Source organism: Frankia canadensis (assembly GCF_900197875.1).
Taxonomy (GTDB): Bacteria; Actinomycetota; Actinomycetes; order Frankiales; family Frankiaceae; genus Frankia; species Frankia canadensis.
This window is the reverse complement of sequence record NZ_FZMO01000073.1, coordinates 1-15,834: the sequence shown is the minus strand read 5'-3', so window position 1 is coordinate 15,834 and position 15,834 is coordinate 1. Positions and strand designations below refer to the sequence as shown.

General features: G+C 77.1%; 11 protein-coding genes. 4 read left to right on the top strand and 7 right to left on the bottom strand.

What is annotated here, in order from left to right; translation table 11 throughout:
- Window positions 1-218: 218 nt before the first annotated feature.
- The 7 genes from C1A33_RS08115 to C1A33_RS08085 all read right to left on the bottom strand — a co-directional run bounded on the left by C1A33_RS08115 (window position 219) and on the right by C1A33_RS08085 (window position 12,283).
- On the bottom strand, window positions 219-1,910 hold the full coding sequence (locus tag C1A33_RS08115) for a phytoene desaturase family protein (RefSeq protein WP_243407311.1): 1,692 nt from the start codon (window positions 1,908-1,910) through the stop codon (window positions 219-221).
- A 42-nt stretch (window positions 1,911-1,952) separates the two neighbouring features.
- Complete coding sequence (locus tag C1A33_RS08110; protein WP_480014313.1) at window positions 1,953-3,146, bottom strand: glycosyltransferase family 2 protein; 1,194 nt, start codon at window positions 3,144-3,146, stop codon at window positions 1,953-1,955.
- 8 nt (window positions 3,147-3,154) lie between these two features.
- A complete protein-coding gene (gene cruF, locus C1A33_RS08105; protein ID WP_243407312.1) occupies window positions 3,155-3,892 on the bottom strand; it encodes a bisanhydrobacterioruberin hydratase CruF in 738 nt (245 codons plus the stop codon).
- Window positions 3,893-3,999: 107 nt separating this feature from the next.
- Window positions 4,000-4,608 (bottom strand): GNAT family N-acetyltransferase, encoded by a 609-nt coding sequence (locus C1A33_RS08100; RefSeq protein ID WP_207770215.1) that lies wholly within the window; start codon window positions 4,606-4,608, stop codon window positions 4,000-4,002.
- Window positions 4,609-4,811: 203 nt separating this feature from the next.
- A complete protein-coding gene (locus tag C1A33_RS08095; protein WP_101830900.1) occupies window positions 4,812-7,346 on the bottom strand; it encodes an FAD-binding oxidoreductase in 2,535 nt (844 codons plus the stop codon).
- Between the two features lie 183 nt (window positions 7,347-7,529).
- Window positions 7,530-8,309 carry a spheroidene monooxygenase gene (locus tag C1A33_RS08090; protein ID WP_101830899.1) on the bottom strand — a complete coding sequence of 260 codons (780 nt, stop codon included), beginning with the start codon at window positions 8,307-8,309 and terminating at the stop codon, window positions 7,530-7,532.
- A complete protein-coding gene (locus C1A33_RS08085; RefSeq protein ID WP_101830898.1) occupies window positions 8,309-12,283 on the bottom strand; it encodes an AfsR/SARP family transcriptional regulator in 3,975 nt (1,324 codons plus the stop codon). Before C1A33_RS08085 ends, C1A33_RS08090 begins: the two co-directional genes overlap by 1 nt.
- Window positions 12,284-12,620: 337 nt before the next feature.
- On the opposite strand from C1A33_RS08085, the gene C1A33_RS37365 reads away from it, so the two are divergent.
- The 4 genes from C1A33_RS37365 to C1A33_RS08065 all read left to right on the top strand — a co-directional run.
- On the top strand, window positions 12,621-13,472 hold the full coding sequence (locus tag C1A33_RS37365) for a hypothetical protein (RefSeq protein ID WP_165818281.1): 852 nt from the start codon (window positions 12,621-12,623) through the stop codon (window positions 13,470-13,472).
- Window positions 13,473-13,539: 67 nt separating this feature from the next.
- The gene (locus C1A33_RS08075; RefSeq protein ID WP_207770213.1) at window positions 13,540-14,109 is read left to right on the top strand and encodes an SAV_6107 family HEPN domain-containing protein; all 570 of its coding nucleotides are present in this window, start codon (window positions 13,540-13,542) and stop codon (window positions 14,107-14,109) included.
- 5 nt (window positions 14,110-14,114) lie between these two features.
- Window positions 14,115-14,789 (top strand): hypothetical protein, encoded by a 675-nt coding sequence (locus C1A33_RS08070; protein WP_101830897.1) that lies wholly within the window; start codon window positions 14,115-14,117, stop codon window positions 14,787-14,789.
- Window position 14,790: 1 nt separating this feature from the next.
- A partial coding sequence (locus C1A33_RS08065; protein ID WP_133150598.1) for a DNA polymerase Y family protein occupies window positions 14,791-15,834 on the top strand: 1,044 nt, incomplete at its 3' end.

The window sequence follows — 15,834 nt, the reverse complement described above, 5'->3', positions numbered from 1 at the left end:
GGGCCTGGCAGCGGGGCTCGCGGCGCTCGGCGCGACCATCGCGGCGGCGGTGACGCTGGCCGTCTGCGTGATCGGCGTCGCGCAGCTCGGGCGGACGGTGTGGGCGGCGCTGGGCCCGGCCGGGCGACCCGAACCGCGAGAATGACCTGACGACGCGCTGCGCTACGCCGTGGTGAAGAGCGACCCGGGTTTCGCGGGTTCGGCGATGCTGCGCGCCGTCAGGCCGGGCCGATCAGGTCGGCGGCGATGGCGGCGGACAGGACGACCAGCGGGAGCCCGCCGCCGGGATGCGCCGAGCCACCGATGTGGAACAGGCCGGGGACGCGGGTGGTGTTCGGCGGGCGCAGGAAGGCCGCCCGGGCGCCGTTCGAGGAGCTGCCGTAGATCGCGCCGCCGACCGAGCCGGTTCGTCGCTCCAGATCGGCGGGGGTGATCGTCTCGTACCAGCGCAGCCGCGGGCGGACGTCGAACCCCCGGGCGGCGAGCAGGTCGAGCAGGTGGCGCGCGTACCCGTCGGCGAGGCCCGGGCGGTCCCAGTCCAGTCCGCGCGCCACCACCGCGCGCCCGTCCCCGCGGGACCGCTGGGTCCCGCGGGACCGCTTGTTACCGCGGTAACGCCCGAATTCGCCGAACCGGTCGACCCACGCGGCCGGGCCGCCGCCACGCCGCCGAGCGGCCTGGCTGGCAAGGTTGGCAAGGTTGGACCAGCCGGCGAGATCGTCCGGATCGGCGAGGGCGGATGGATCGGCCTGGTCGGACGGGTCGGGGCCGCTGGGGACATGGGGGGCGGCGTTGACGAGGACGAACCAGGCCTCGTCCCCGGGCGGGGCACAGGCAGGGTCGTCGGGAGCGCTCACGTAGATCGCCGGGTCGGGCGCGAGCCGGCCGCCGAACACGGTGTCGAACTCGGCGTCGTAGTCCGCCGGGAAGGTCACCGTGTGGTGACCGAGCCCCGGGGTGCGGCCGGACAGGGCCAGCAGCAGCACGAACCCGGACATCGACCGGGTCGCCCGGCGCACCGCGCGCCGGCCGGCCGGGTCGTCGACGAGACGGCCGTACAGGCTGGCCGCGTCCACGTCCGCGACGACGACGTCGGCGGGTAGCAGCACACCGTCGGCCAGCCGCACCCCGTCCACCCGCCCGCCGGGGGTCCGCGTCACCGTGAGCACCCGGGTGTCCAGCAGGAACCGCGCCCCATGCCCGGCGGCGCGCTCGGCGACGGCCTGCCCGAGCCGGCGCAGCCCGCCCGGCACGTACCAGGCGCCGAAGTGACGTTCGGCGTGGACGACCGAGACCAGGGCGGCCGGGGCGCGGCGCGGGTCGGAGCCCGAGTAGGTGGCGTAGCGGTCGAGGAGCTGGCGCAGCCGCGGGTCACGCAGCAGGCCGGTGCCCAGGTGGCGCAGGCTGCGCCCGGGCGCGACCGCGCCGATGTCGCCGGGGGAGGCCCAGGCGAGTCGGGCGAGGCCCGCGGGACGGACCGGGCTGGACAGGAACGGCCCCTCGGCGGCGTCGAACACCCGTGCGGCACGGGCGGCCAGGCGCCGCCAGTCGGCACCCGCGCCGCCGCCGAGGCACGCGTCGAGTTCGGCGGTGAAGGCGTCGTCGTCCGCGTGCGCGGCGAGTGTGGTGCCGTCGGCGAACCGGTAGGTGGCGATCGGATCGAGGCGGCGTAGCGCCACGGCGTCGCGCAGCGGGCCGCCGGTCGCGGCGAACAGATCCTCGAACACACCGGGCATCGTCAGCAGGGACGGGCCGGTGTCGAAGCCGAATCCGTCCCGCTCGTACCAGCCGAGCTTCCCGCCGATCTCCGACGACTGCTCGCAGACGGTGACCTCATGACCGGTCGCGGCGAGGCGGGCGGCGGCGGCCAGGCCACCCATCCCGGCGCCGATCACCACCACCCGGGCCACAGCGACGACTCTACGGCCCAACCAGCGGCCCCGCCCCGGCCGTCAGCGGATCCGGTCCGGCCCGACGGGGCGGCCCTTCCAGCGGGCGCTGCCACGGCGGCGGCGCCACCAGGACAGCGCGGTCAGGTAGCCGACCAGGACGATCGAGACGGGGTGGGCCGCCGCGTCCGGCCAGCGCCGCCCGCCGGTGCGCCGGGCCGTGACCAGCCGTCCGGCCACCCCGGCCAGGTAGCCCACCATCCCGGCCCGCCGGCCGCGCAGGGCCGCGACCGCCGGCAGCACGAACAGCCACCACAGCAGGCCGACCTGCGCGGCACTGCCCGCCGCGCTGCCCCCGGCCGCGGCGGCCAGTGACTTGGCGTAGCCGTCGCGCAGTGACGTCCAGTCGGTGTACATCCGGTTCGAGGCCAGGTCGGTGCCGTCGACGACCACGCCGCGCCCGCCGTCGCGCTTGATCGCCCGCAGCAGGGCGATGTCCTCGAGGATCTGGTCGCGGACCCCCGCTCCCGCGTGCCCGCCGGCCCGCCGGTACGCCGCCGCGTCCACGCACAGGAACTGCCCGCCGGCGGCCGTCAGCGACTCCCGCGCGGACCGCTCCGCCGCCCGCAGCGGCAGCAGCGCCAGCCACGACCAGGCCAGCAGCGGCTGGACCAGCCGCTCGGCGAGGCTCACCGCCTCCTGCCGCGGATACGGCGAGATCAGGTCGAGGCCGCTGTCGCGCAGCAACGCCACGGCGCGGGCGATCCCCGCCGGCGCGACGATCACGTCCGCGTCGACGAAGACCAGCACCGAGCCGGTCGCGGTGGCCGCCGCCCGCGCGCAGGCATGCGGTTTGCCGAGCCAGCCGGGTGGCAGGTCACCGCCGCGCAGCGCGACGACCCTGCGGTCGCGGTTCGCCCAGCCGGCGAGGATCGCCCCGGTGGCGTCGGTGGACCCGTCGTCGTAGACGACGACCTCCAGGTCGGCGACGTGCTCGGCGGCGAGCAGGGCGGCGAGGCAGCCGTCGAGCCGGGTGGCCTCGTCCCGCACCGGGAGGATCACCGACACCCGCTCGGGGAGGTCGCGGGCCGGCGGCGCGACCCGCAGCAGCCGCGCGTTGACCACCGTGTGCGCGGCCACCCCGACCGACGCCACCGCCGCCGCCCGCGACACCACCGCCGCCCGCGACACCACCGCCGCCCGCGACACCACCGACCGGCGGCGCCCCGCCCGCCACCCGGCCGGCGGTCGCCTCACGGGTCGCCTCACGGATCGCCCTGGGGAACGTCCCGGCGGTCGCCTCGCCAGGTCCGCAGGCCGGTCGCGAGCACCGCCCCCATCGCCAGCCCGCCGGTCACGGCGACACCCGGACGGCCGAAGAAGGCCGCGTTCGCCAGCACCGAGGACAGGTAGGTCCACCCCAGCAGGGCCAGCGGGATGGCCTCGTCCCGCCGCTCATGGCGATGGCGGTCGGGCAGCGCCAGCAGGACGCCGGTCAGCACCGTGCCGACCAGCAGCCAGCCGAGGAAGTTCGTCAGCGGGATGCCGTTGAGCGCGGGCCCGGACGCCGACCAGGTCCAGTGCCCCGCGGCGACCATCTGCGGATCGAGGAACAGGTCCCAGGTGGCCAGCACCAGCCCGCCGAGCAGCGCGGCGCGGTACGGCGCGTGCTCGTGCCGGCGGGCCAGCACGTAGGCGGGGTAGGCCATCATCGCCCAGGCCAGCGGGACCACGGCGGCGACCCCGAACACCCGCGGACCCAGCGAGCCCCCGTAGGCGTACCGACCGAACGGCACCCCCGTGTGCACTCCCAGCGTCTCCACGGCGAGCCCCGTACCGACGGTGGAGACGAGGTAGGCCGCCGTCCAGCGCGGGCCGCGGGTCGCCGCCGCGTGCAGGACCGAGGCGGTGAGGACGGTCAGCACCGAGATGATCGTCAGCGCGGCGCGGCTCGTCCCGTCGACCAGCGGATAGGGGATCTGGACCGCGAGGGTCGCCGCCACCGCCAACCACGCCCAGCTCGGTGGGCGCCGGATGGGGGGTTCGCCCGGCATGTGCCGGGTGCCTGGCCGTGCCGCCCGCTGCGCCGTGGACGCCGGGCGGTCGGACATCACCGCACGGGTTCGGGACGGCCGGCGCCTGCCGCGCGGCCGTCGCCGGAGCCGGTCGTGGGCGTGACGGCCGGGGCCTCAGCCAGGGCCGGCAGTTCCTTGCCGAGCACCGCGTAGGGCGTCAGGGTGCCGGGGAACTGGAAGTCCGACAGCAGCGGGACGAATCCCTCACTCGCGTACAACCGCCGCGCCCGGCTGCCGGCGGGCTCCAGCGCGGACAGCGCGGCGGTCCGGTGCGGCACCCCGCGCAGCAGCTCCCGCAGCAGCTGCCGGCCGATGGAACGACCCTGGTAGGTGGGCAGCACGTGCAGCTCGACGATCTCCAGGCAGTCGTCGAGCCAGTGTGCGGCCGCCGGCACCGAGACGGCGCCGAGCGCCTCGACCACCACGTCGTGCCACCATTGGCCGGCCTGGCCGGGCAGCGCGTAGGTGATGCCCACGAGGGTGTCGTCGGCGGTGACGGCGGCGACGGCACGCAGCTCGGGCCGCTCGAAGTGGCGGCGCGCGTGCAGGGCCCGGTCACGGGCGGCCCGGACCGGATCGGCCTCGTGATGGTCGAGGAAGGCCGCCTTGTAGACGCCGATGACGTCGTCGAGACGGGCCTGCATACGGCTCGGCGACCAGCGGACCACCCGCACGTCCTCGTCGGTCACCGGCGTCGCCTCCTGTCCCTGCCCCGGCGGGTTGGCCGGACCTCGCGGACGGGTCCGGCGGGTCAGCAGACCGGGGCGCACCCTCACATCGCTCGACGATAACGCGCCGGTCGCCGAGTGCGCCGGGCGACGGGAATGCCTGCCACGTAACGTCGCCACTATGGCGCGCAGGGCGATTCCTCCGGGTCGGGTGGCAGGCCGATCCGGTCACCGGCCATGGCGAGGCCCGCGCAGCGCGGGGAGCCCGCGAGCAGGTCGGCGGCCAGCAGCGCCACCGCTGGTGCCTGCACCGCGCCGCCCGCGTTCGTCCCCGCGACGACCACCACCCGGCCGGCGTGGCCAGGCACGGCGGTGACCAGGGGTAGCCCGTCCGGGGTGGCGGGCCGCTCGCAGACCCGCGCGTCGCGGACGTCGAGGCGCCCGTCGGCCCCGACCAGCCCGGGGAACAGGCCGGCGACGGCGCGCTCGAAGATCGCCCGCAGCTCGGCCACCCCCGCCGCGGCCGCCGTCCTGGGCGTGAGCCCGAGGTAGCCGAAACCGGCGCTGACGTGGATCAGTGTGCCGTCCGGGGAGAGCGTCACGTTCATCACCCCGAGCGGATCGCCGGCGTGGATCTTCACCGGCCGGCGCAGTCCCGGGTTGGGCAGGGTGAGCGACAGGCCCAGCAGCTGGCTCACCGCGCCGGCGCCGGGCCAGCCGCCGTCGCCGAACAGCCGCGCCAGGGCGGGCCCACCCACGGTGACGACGGCCTGCCGAGCGTCGAGGACCCGCCCGTCCTCGAGATGCAGCCGAACGCTGCCGCTGCCGCCGCTGCCGGCGCCCGCGACCGGATCGAGCCGGGTCACCCGGGTACCGGCCCGGACCTCGACACCGAGCTCGGCGAGCCGGCCGGCCAGCGCCGTGGCCAGATCGTGGATGTTGACGGCGTAGCCGTCCACCTCGACGGCGCCCGCGATCCGGCGCGGGCCGCCCGGCAACGGCACCTCGCGGCCGAGCCCCGGCCAGTCACCGGCCAGCGCCGCCGGCGGCAGCCGTACGGCGCCGGTGTCGGCGGCGCGCTGGAGCCGCTCGCCCGCGGCGAGGTCGGTGGGGTCGAGGTAGATCCGGGTGAGGCGGGCGTCGCGGCGCAGCCCGGCCAGCCAGCCGGCGCCGTCGCGGGCGAACAGCCGCTCCCAGCCGCGCAGCCCGAGCCGGTTCAGCGCGATCACCAGGTCCTGGGCGGTGGCGTGCAGGCCCGGCTGGTCGGCGCGGCGGGTGAAGGCCTCGGCCCAGGCGGTCTCCGCCGGGGTCAGCGAGGCGGGATCGCGCACCTGCCAGCCGCGCTCCGCCGGCCCGCGGGCCAGCACGTCCACCCGGGTCTGATCGGCCTGCGGGAGGGTCTCGGTCGCCGACAGGTGCCGCCCGTTGGAGCCGGCGAACGTCGTGCCCTGCCGGGCCGGGTCGGTGCGCGGCGCCGGCGCGGCGTCGAGGACGACGATGCCGCGGTGGCCGCGCGCGTGCAGCAGCAGGGCGGTCATGAGACCGACGATCCCGCCGCCGACGACCACCACGTCGTGGCCGCCGGAGGCGGGATCCTCAGGGGCCGGGTCCTCGTCGATCCGGCGGTCGGTGGGCTCGAGCAGGTCGGCGCCGGTCAGGTCGTCCAGGTCCGCCCGGCCGACGGCGGCGAGCACCGCCTGGTCGAGATCGTCGTCGCAGGCGGGGGTGCGCATCGCCGCGGAGCACAGGGTGAAGCCCGCGCGGGGCTGGCCGCCCTCGCCCTCGACGCGCGCCGCCAGCAGCTCGCGCACCGGGGCGAGCAGCCGGGGGGCGTTGTCCAGCACGACGGTGAGCTCACGGCGGTCGTAGGCGTCGAGCAGCGCTCCCTCGGTGAACACCTCGGGTTCGGCTACGCTGACGAGCCGGGCGCCGCTGAACATCTTGAGCAGCGCCGCGTCGATCAGGCCCGCGGTCGCCCACGGCCCGCCGTGGACGAGTGGCACGGCGACGGCGACGGCGTCGGCGGCGTCGAGGACCTCCCGCGCGTCCGCGGCGACGCGGACGCTCCCGGCGGGCAGCCGGTGGCGGCGAACCCAGGCGGCGAGCGCCGCGGGGTCGGCGGCGAGCGACGGGGAGCACACCACCAGCCGCAGGCCGCGGGCGGTGCCGGCGCGGGCCACCCGCCCGTTGATGGCGCCGGTGCCCAGCAGCCCCAGCACCCGCGCCGGTGCGCTGTCCGCGGCGAACAGCCGGTCGATCATGAACTGGGCGACGTGCCGCGCGTTGACCTCCGGGGTGTTGCGCACCGTGATGCCCAGCCGGGTGGCGGCGGCACAGTCGACGGCGGCGAGCGAGGTGCCGCGGCGGACCAGCAGCAGCCCGCGGCCGTCCCCGCCTCCCTCGGCGCGGGCGGCCGCCGCCCAGCTGCCGAGGGTCTCGGCGTCGACGGCGTTGGCCCCGACCACGAGCGTGTGCGGGCGCAGCCGCGCGAGCGTCTCGGCCAGCTCCGCCGGTCGGGCGGCGAGTTGCGGGTGCAGCAGCGCGGCGTCGCTCGGCCCGGCCAGCGCGGCCAGCCGCGCGCTCACCGGGGTGGCGATCAGCACCCGGCGCCGTGACGCCGTCCACCGCGACGCGGCCGGCGTCACCGGGGGCGCGGGCGGGGCGGGTCTGCCCTGGAAGGCCCGGGCGGGCTCCTGATCACGCAGGCTCGGCATGCGGCTCGCTTCATCCGGGTCGTCGGGGGTGCGCGGTCGGACCTGCCCCACGGTGCCGGGTGGGTGTCAACGCGCGGTCAAACCGCGTGCCGGCGGGGTGTGGCCCCCGATGCGGCCGGGCGGCCGATCTTCAACGGCCCGTCAACGCGGGTGGGTCGCCAGCGTGGGGTCCGCAACGGCCCGTCAACGCGGGTGGGTCGCCAGCGTGGGGTCCGCGGCGAGGTGCAGCAGCGGGTCACGCCCGCCGAGGGTGCCCCGCGAGCCGAGCACGGCGAACCGGGCGAACAGGTCCTCGCTGTACCAGCCGACCTCCGGTGTGCGCCGGACGACCTCGCTGTGCGCCGGCCGGCCGTAGGCGAACCGGCGCAGCGACGCGGTGTCGCGCCACAGGCTGAACGTTCCCTTCAGGCCGATCGGTGCCTCACCGATGCCCGCCGCGAACATCAGGCCGTCGGCCTGCGCGAGATCCGCGACCACCGGCGGCACCGCCCGTCGGAAGGTGAACGTGTGCCGGGCGGCGACCCGCGCCCGGGTGATCACCGCGACCTTCGTGACGGCAGCGCTCGGCGGCCCGGCCGTCGCCGGATCACCGAAGGGCGCGCGCCCCGACCAGCGGCCCCGCGACGACAGCGGGTGCAGGTCGATGCGCCACCGCTCCTCGGCCATCGCCGACCAGGCCCGCACCTGGGGGGAACGCTCGAACGAGCGTGCCGCCGAGGGGCTCTGCCACACCGCGAGCATCGCCCACTGGCACGGGTCGGCTCCGCGCAGGCCGAGGCTCTCGGCCGCGCCGGTGCCGAGCAGCTTGGCGAACGTCAGCCCGGAGACGTGTCGCAGCGCCGAGCGGTCGGTGGCCACCCGGGCCAGCGCATGACCGACCCTGCGGCGGGGGACCCGCCAGAAGTCGACGGTCACCAGCGGGGCGAGCGCACCCGTCGCACTCGTCGGACTCGCCGTCTGCATCAACCCCACCTCCGAGCGGACGCCAACCGCAGCAGCCCCTGGCGGGGCGCGCCGTACTTCTCGGTGAACGTGGCAGCCACCGCCGCGCCACCGTCACCGCGGTCACCCCCGGGACCGGCACCGCCGCCGTCGCTCGCGTCGTCGGGGCCGGCCCGCAGCGGCACCACCCGACGGCGGCCGAGGTCGCCCAGCGGATGGCGTCCCGGGTCGGCCACCGTGGCGACCAGCCCGTCGGGACCGCCGCGGGCCAGCAGCTCCGTCAGCGGTGGGCAGGCGACGTACACGACCCCGTCCCGGCGGACGTACTCGCAGCCGAGCACCAGCCCGCCGGCGTCGGCCGGGGAGATCCGCAGCTCCACCCGCAGGTAGTCGTCCAGGGCGATGCTGCCCTGCGGGCTCCAGAGCCGTTCGAAGTGCTGCTCGACGAACTGGACGAGCGTCGAGGAGACGGTCGCCTCGTGCTGGGTGGTGGCCGCCGACGAGAAGCCGACCGGGAAGCTCGACACCAGCGCCCCGGAGTCCCACCGGTGGTACGTGGTCAGGGGCTGCTCGCCGTAGAGCCGCACGGCCAGCCGAGGCCGCAGCACTGGCTCCAGGCGCTCCCGAAGGCCCCCGAGGACCAGCAGGTTCGCGCGGATCCGGGCGGCGACGTCGACCCGGTGGGCGAGGTCCGCGGAGCGCGCGGCCGCGGCGGCCGAGTCCGGGTCGAGCAGCAGGATCTGGACGATCGCCCCGGCGTCGATCGCGGTGAGCACCGCGTCGGCGAAGGCGTCGCGGTGCTCCGCGGCGACGAGGTCCGTCCAGGTGTTCAGCAGTCGCACGCTGCGCCGGGAGGCGGCGACCCGGGTGATGAAGTACGCCGGGTCGAACGCGCCGAGCAGCCGCCCACCGGTGAACTGGGTGGCCCCGGCGGTCACCGGCGCGCTCAGCCGGCGCTCGACGGCCGCGAGCTCCGGAGACCTGCGCTGGCGCAGCAGGGTGGCCGCGCGCTGCCAGGACCGCCGCGCGGCCGGATGGTCGTCCAGCTCGGCGAGGATGTCGCCTCGGCGGACGAGTACCCGCGGTTCCCACAGCGGGTCCGGCGGATCGGCCAGCAGCGGCAGACTCGCGTTGTATGCGGCCAGCGCCCGTTCCGGGCGGTGCTGGTGGCGGTAGAGGTCGCCCAGACGCCGCTGGGCGTGCGCCTCCAGCGGCTGGTTGCCGAGCTCCCGGGCGATGGACAGGCTCAGCGTGAGGCAGGTGATGCCGTCGGCGAGCTCGCCGCGGTCGCCGTGCGCCATCGCGATGCTCACCAGCGTCTCCGCCTCGCCGCGCCGTGCCCCGCCTCGGCGCAGCGCGGCGAGGCAGGCCTCGAAGGCGGCCAGCGCCTCGGCGAGCTCGCCGCGTCCGCGGTGGGTGCCGGCGAGCCCGCGCGCCGCCCGGGCGTCGCTGAGCTCCTCCTCGCTGCCGGCGAGCAGCTCGCGGGCCCGGGCGAAGCGCTCCACCGCCGCTGCCAGCCGGTCGGCCGCGTCGGGGCTCACGGCCGCCGCGGGCTTGCCGTCGGGGTCCGATCCGGGCGCGTCCAGCCGCCAGCAGGCCTCCTCGAAGGCCAGGGTGAGCTCCCGTTCCCCGAGGTTGGTGAGCAGCTCCGCCTCGGCCAGCCGGTGCCCGCCGCGCCGGGCCGCGGCCAGGCCCAGCTCGTGGGTCGTCGCCCAGTCGCCCCAGTGCGCGCCGAAGGCGTAGAAGTCCGCCGCCTCGGCGGCCAGCAGCCAGGTCGGCTGGTCGAGACCGGCCGCGTGCGCCTGCCCCACCAGGGCGAGCAGGTTCGACCGCTCCGTGGCGAACCACACCAGCGGCCGGCGGACGAACTGGGCCAGATCAGCGTCGTCGGCGTCGACGACGGCCCACGTGGCCAGGCGCGCCTCCTCGTCGCCGCCGGGGCCCGTCCATCCCCGGCCGGGATCGAGCACGCGCACCCGCCCGGGGCTGAAGACGTCGACCGCGGCGCGCAACATCACCAGATAGGCGTACAGCAGTCGCCCCAGCGCCGCCCGGTGTTCACCGGACAACGCCGGAGGATCGTGCGGGACCGCGGCATCGGGCCTGTCCGCGCCGTCGGTGCGGTCCGGGGCGACGTCACCTTCGGGCCAGACCGTCACGGTGCCCGCCCCGACGCCCGTGCCGACGCCGGTCTCCTGCTCCCGGGCGAAGACCCGCAGCAGATCGTGGAAGCGGTAGCGCTCGGCCCCGGTCGGGTCGGTCCCCCGCCGCTCCAGCAGCTGCGCGTCGGCGAGCCGGTCCACGACATCCTCGGCCTCGTCCAGATCGAGGTCGAGGACCGCGGCGGCGGCCCACGGGGTGATGTCGTTGACCGCGGGCAGCGACAGCAGACGGAAGGCGCGCTGCTCGTCGGGGGGCCGACCCGCGTAGCTCAGCTGGAAGCTGGCCCGGATCTCCAGGTCGCCGACCTCCAGCCAGGACAGCCGGTCGCGCTCGTTGGCGAGCCGGTGCGCGAGGCGGGTCAGCCGCCAGTGCGGGTGCGCGGCCAGCTTGCGCCCGGCGATCTGGATCGCCAGCGGCAGGTAGCCGCACAGCCCGACGATGTCGCGCGCCGCCTCCGGCTCCGCCTCCACCCGCGCCGCGCCGACCACCTTGGTCAGCAGCTCCACCGCGTCGCTGGGAATGAGGACGTCGACGGTCCAGTAGGGCACGGTCAGCCCGGGCAGGCGGGACCTGCTGGTGATGAGCACGGCGCAGCCCCGGCCGGCCGGCATCAGCGGGCGGATCTGCGCCTCGCCCGCCGCGTTGTCCAGGATGATCAGGACCCGCCGGGTGGCCAGCAGCTCCTGGTACATCTCGGCGAGGTCGTCCGGGTCGGCCGGCACCGCCGCCCGGCTCACCCCGAGCGCCTGGACGAACCGGGCGAGCACCCGCGTCGGGTCCAGCGGCTCGCTGGTGCCGCGCAGGTCGACGTAGAGCGCGTCGGTGAACCCGGCGCGCACGCGGTGGGCGATGTGCACCGCCAGGGCCGTCTTGCCGGCCCCCGCCTTGCCGGCGAAGGCCACCGTGACGCAACCGGCGCCGAGCGCGGCCCGGTCGGTCAGCAGCGCGCACGCCCGGGACTGGATGGTGTCCCGCCCGGTGTACTCGGCGACGTCCGGTGGCAGCGGCTGCCCGCCGCCGGTGACGGGCGCGGCCGGCGACGGGCGGCCCAGGGATCGCGGCGGGGCCCAGGCGAGGCCCGACGCCCCCCGCAGCACGTCCTCCTGCAACCGGCGCAGCCGGGGGGAGTCCAGCCCGAGGTCGTGGCGCGCCGCCAGCCCGTCCCGACAGGCCCGGGCGGCGTCCTCGACCCGGCCGTCGCGGTACAGGGCGAGGACGAGCTCGCGGCACAGCCCGTCGTCGTGCGGGTGGCGGGCGACCAGCATGCGCAGGTCGCCGAGGACCTCCCGGTGCCGGCCCAGCGACAGGTCGGCGGCGATGCGCGTCTTGACCACGTCGAGCTGCACCTCCTCGAGGGCCTCGATGTAGCTGCGCGCGAACGGATGGTCCGTCACGTCCGCCAGCGGCGGGCCGCGCCACAGCGACTGGGCCTCCTGCAGCGGGGCGATCGCGCTGACCGGGTCGCCGTCGTCCACCGCGCGCCGGCCCTGCTCCAGCAGGCGGCGGGCCTGCCAGGCGTCGATCTGCTCCGGGCGGACGGCGAGCAGGTAGCCCGTGCCCTTGCGGACGAGCACCTGGGGCGTCGGGCCCGCCTCCAGCTTGCGGCGCAGCTCGCTGACGTGCGTGCGCAGGGTGGCCATGGCCCGGTCGGGCGGGTCCTCGCCCCAGATCGTCTCCAGCAGCCGGTGGATCGGCACGACCTGGCCGACCTCGAGCAGCAGCACGGTCATCAGCACCTTGCGCTGGGTGCCGCCCAGCGTGAGCGGCGTCCCGGCCGCGGTGACCTCCAGCGGACCGAGGATGGCGAACTGCAGGCTGTCGCGGTCGGGCATCTGGTCCTCTCGGCGCGCGTCCCCGGCCGTTCCCACGACCCCGGGTGATGAGTGTTTATCGCAGCGTGCGCCGGGAGGGGAGGGCGCGGCAACCACCGATCCGGTCCGTTCACTGTCGGTTCGGCGTCAGTGTCGTGGCGCGGGCGGCAGCAACGGATGCTCTCCGTGACCTCCGGCCTCGCGGGCTCTCCCCACTCTCCTCAACGGTCGCTCAATGGACGTGGTGACCGTGCGGGTATGGCCGGTTGACGTGGGTGGGGTGCACTCGCACCAACGAGAACCCGAGGACTACGGGAAACCGGCAGACGGCCGGTGTTGGTGTGGAGGTGTTGACCTGATGGCGATCGAGATGACGAGGATCCTCGCGCGACGGCCCGGGACGCGGGGACGGGCGCCGACCTCGCGCGGCATCCGCCCGGTCCTGGTGACACAGGCGGAGCCACTGCCGACGGGGCCGCTGGCGACGGGGCCGCTGGCGACGGGGCCGCTGGCGGCCCAGGGTTCGCCGGGGGAGGCGTCCTCGGTGGAGGTGTTCCCGGCGGGGCGGCCGGCGGCCGGGGACGCGGCGGACGCGCTGCCCCGGCGGGCCGGCGGGCTGCCGCACGACGTGGTGTTCCGGGACGCGTCGAGCCGGCGGGCCGCGGTCCGGCAGGTGTGGGTCGAGGCCGACGAGGACGCGGTGCTCGCCGACTGGGGTTCGCGGGGGCGGGTCGAGTTGATGGCCGCCCGCCGCCCGTTCGTGCTGGAGGCGGACGTCGACGGCCGGGGTGTGCGCCTGGTCGAGCCGATGGGGCTGGTGCCGGTCGCGGCGTTCACGCCCGAGCGGGTCGGTGGCCGGGTGCGCCTGGCGGACGGTGCGTCGCTGCGGTGGCTCGAGCCGACCCGCGCCGAGTTCGCCAGCGGCCTGGTGGGGCACCGCGAGGTCAACATCATTCGGTTCGCGCTGGACGGGACGGCGCTGGTGATCGCCGATCCCGACCTGCTCGACCCCCAGGTCACCCGGGTGGGCCGGGTGGGCCGGGTGGCGGTCGCGGGCCCGGGGGATACCCGTCGGGGGGATGCCCCGGATCCGCGGCTGGGCTGGGTGCCCGACGTGGTGGCGCTGCTGGTGCTGGGCTGGTTCCTGCGCCTGCTGGAGCGCACACCCGCCGCGCCCGCTCGCTCATATGTTCGCCACCTGGGTGTTTGACGAGCCGGCCGAACGCGGGCTACCTTTCCCGGTATTCGAACCTGTGTTCGACGTCGGGAGGGCTGTCATGACCGTCATGGGCCGACCTGTCCGTGGCCTGGGCCCCGCGGGGGACGCCGCTCGGACGCAGGGTACGTCCGCCGGGCCCGGCGTCTGTGCCGGACCGGCCGGGCGGGCCCTGCTGCCGGCCGCGGGGCTGCCCCACCGCTCCCGGGACGAGCTGCTCGCCGCCGCCCGCCGTGGCCTGGGGGAGGCCGAGTACACCACCCGGGTCGGGGAGCGGTACGCCCTCGCCCATCTCGCGGCCCTGCGGGCCGCCGCGGCGGTGCTGGCCGACCGGGCGCGCCCGCGCCCCGGCCGCCGGGGCCGGCCGGTCAGCGCGTGGTGCCTGCTCGTGCGGGTCGCCCCCGAGCTCACCGAGTGGGCGGACTTCTTCGCGGCGGGCGCCGGCCGGCGGGCGGCCGCGGAAGCCGGGCTGAACGTGGTGGGCCGGCGGGACGCCGACGATCTGATCCGCCAGGTGGAGCTGTTCATCGGCGCCGTCGAGGACGCGCTGGGGCTGCCGTCCCAGCCGGTGCTCGCCGGCAGCGGCCCGGCCGAGGGCGGGCCGGTCGCCGCCCCGCCGGGGCGGGGTTAACCGGCGTGGCAGGCCCGGCGGCGCTGGCCGCCCTGCAGGAGATCGCCCGTAGCCCGGCGCGGCGGGTGGGGGACAGTGGCGGGCGGCTGCTGCCGGTCGTCTCCGCTCTCGCCGCGGTCCTGCCCGAGGCAGGGCTGCGGCGAGGGACGACGGTCGCGGTCACCGGATCCGCCTCGCTGCTGCTGACGGTGCTGTGCGGGCCGTCCCAGGCGGGCGCGTGGTGCGCGGTCGTGGGTTTCGCCCAGCTCGGTCTGCTCGCCGCCGCCGAGGCGGGCGTCGAGCTGGAGCGCCTCGTGCTGGTGCCCGCCGCGGGCGCGCGGTGGCCGGCGGTCGCGGCCGCGCTGCTCGACGCCATGGACGTCGTGGTCGTCCGGCCGCCGGACCGGTCCCGGCCGGCGGACGGGCGGCGGCTGATGGCACGCGCGCGGGAGCGGGGAGCCGTCCTGGTCGCCGTGGGCGGCTGGGAGGGAGCCGACCTGCGGGTGGTCGCCGTCGAGCGGCGGTGGGACGGCGTCGGTCCCGGTCATGGCCGGGTGCGGACAGGCAACCTGCTGGTGGAGGTGTCGGGGCGCGGCGCGGCGCGGCGATCCCGCCGGGTGTGGCTGTCCGGCACCGGGGCCTCGCCCGCGTCGGCGCCCGACGCGGCGTCGGTGCGGGTCCTGCCCGTCGGGGTGGCCTGAGATGCCGGTCCGCATGCTCGCCGTGCACTACCCGGACTGGCCGGTCATCGCCGCCGGTGCCGCTGCCGACCAGCCCGCCGCGGTGCTGGCCGCGGGGCGGGTGATCGCCGTGACCCCCGCGGCCCGGCACCTGGGAGTGCGCCCGGGCCTGCGCCGGCGGGAGGCACAGTCCCGCTGCCCCGAGATCGTCCTGGTGTCGGCCGATCCGGGGCGGGCCGCCCGGGTCTTCGAGCCGCTGGTCGTCGCGGTCGAGTCGGTGATTCCCGGGGTGGAGGTACGGAGCCCCGGGGAGTGCGTCGTGCCGGTCCGCGGCGCCGCCCGGTATTTCGGCGGGGACGAGGCCGCCGTCGGCGAGGTGCGCCGGGCGCTGGCCGCCGCCTGGCCGGCCGCGGCCAGGCTGGCCGGGTCTGCCGGGAGCGGGCCGGCCGAGATGGCCGGTGCGCCGCCGTCCTGCGGGATCGGGGTGGCCGAGGGGCCGTTCGCCGCCGGGGTCGCCGCCCGGGCCGGCGCGGTCGTCCCGCCAGGGGGCAGCGCGGCCTTCCTCGCCCCGCTTCCCGTCGACCTGCTCGGCGACGACGCGCTCGTCGAGCTCCTGCGCCGGCTGGGGCTGGTCACGCTCGGGAGTTTCGCGGTGCTGCCGGCCGCCGACGTGGCCGCCCGGTTCGGACCGGGCGGCGGCTGGGCGCACCGGCTGGCCCAAGGAGTGGACCCGCGGGCCGTGGCCCCGCGGGAGCAGCCCCTCGACCTCGGAGTCACCACGGCGTTCGAGCCGCCGGCCGACCGGATCGAGCGGGCGGCCCTCGCCGCCCGCCGCCTCGCCGAGCAGGCGCACGAGCGGCTCCGTGAGCAGGGGCTGGCCTGCACCGGGATCCGGATCGAAGCGGAGACCGAGCGCGGCGAGCACCACGTGCGGACCTGGCGTCACGACGGTCCCCTGTCCGCCGCCGCCATCACCGACCGTGTCCGCTGGCAGCTGGATGGCTGGCTCGCCGGCTCGGCGCCCTGCGCGGACGAGGCACCCGCCGCCCGCCTCCCACCCTCCGCC

Bases quoted from the DNA above. Each gene is read 5' to 3' on its own strand.
- C1A33_RS08085 (WP_101830898.1), bottom strand. From the start codon at position 12,283: ATGCCCGACCGCGACAGCCTGCAGTTCGCCATCCTCGGTCCGCTGGAG.
- C1A33_RS37365 (WP_165818281.1), top strand. From the start codon at position 12,621: ATGGCGATCGAGATGACGAGGATCCTCGCGCGACGGCCCGGGACGCGG.
- C1A33_RS08100 (WP_207770215.1), bottom strand. From the start codon at position 4,608: ATGCAGGCCCGTCTCGACGACGTCATCGGCGTCTACAAGGCGGCCTTC.
- C1A33_RS08075 (WP_207770213.1), top strand. From the start codon at position 13,540: ATGACCGTCATGGGCCGACCTGTCCGTGGCCTGGGCCCCGCGGGGGAC.
- C1A33_RS08090 (WP_101830899.1), bottom strand. From the start codon at position 8,309: ATGCAGACGGCGAGTCCGACGAGTGCGACGGGTGCGCTCGCCCCGCTG.
- C1A33_RS08095 (WP_101830900.1), bottom strand. From the start codon at position 7,346: ATGCCGAGCCTGCGTGATCAGGAGCCCGCCCGGGCCTTCCAGGGCAGA.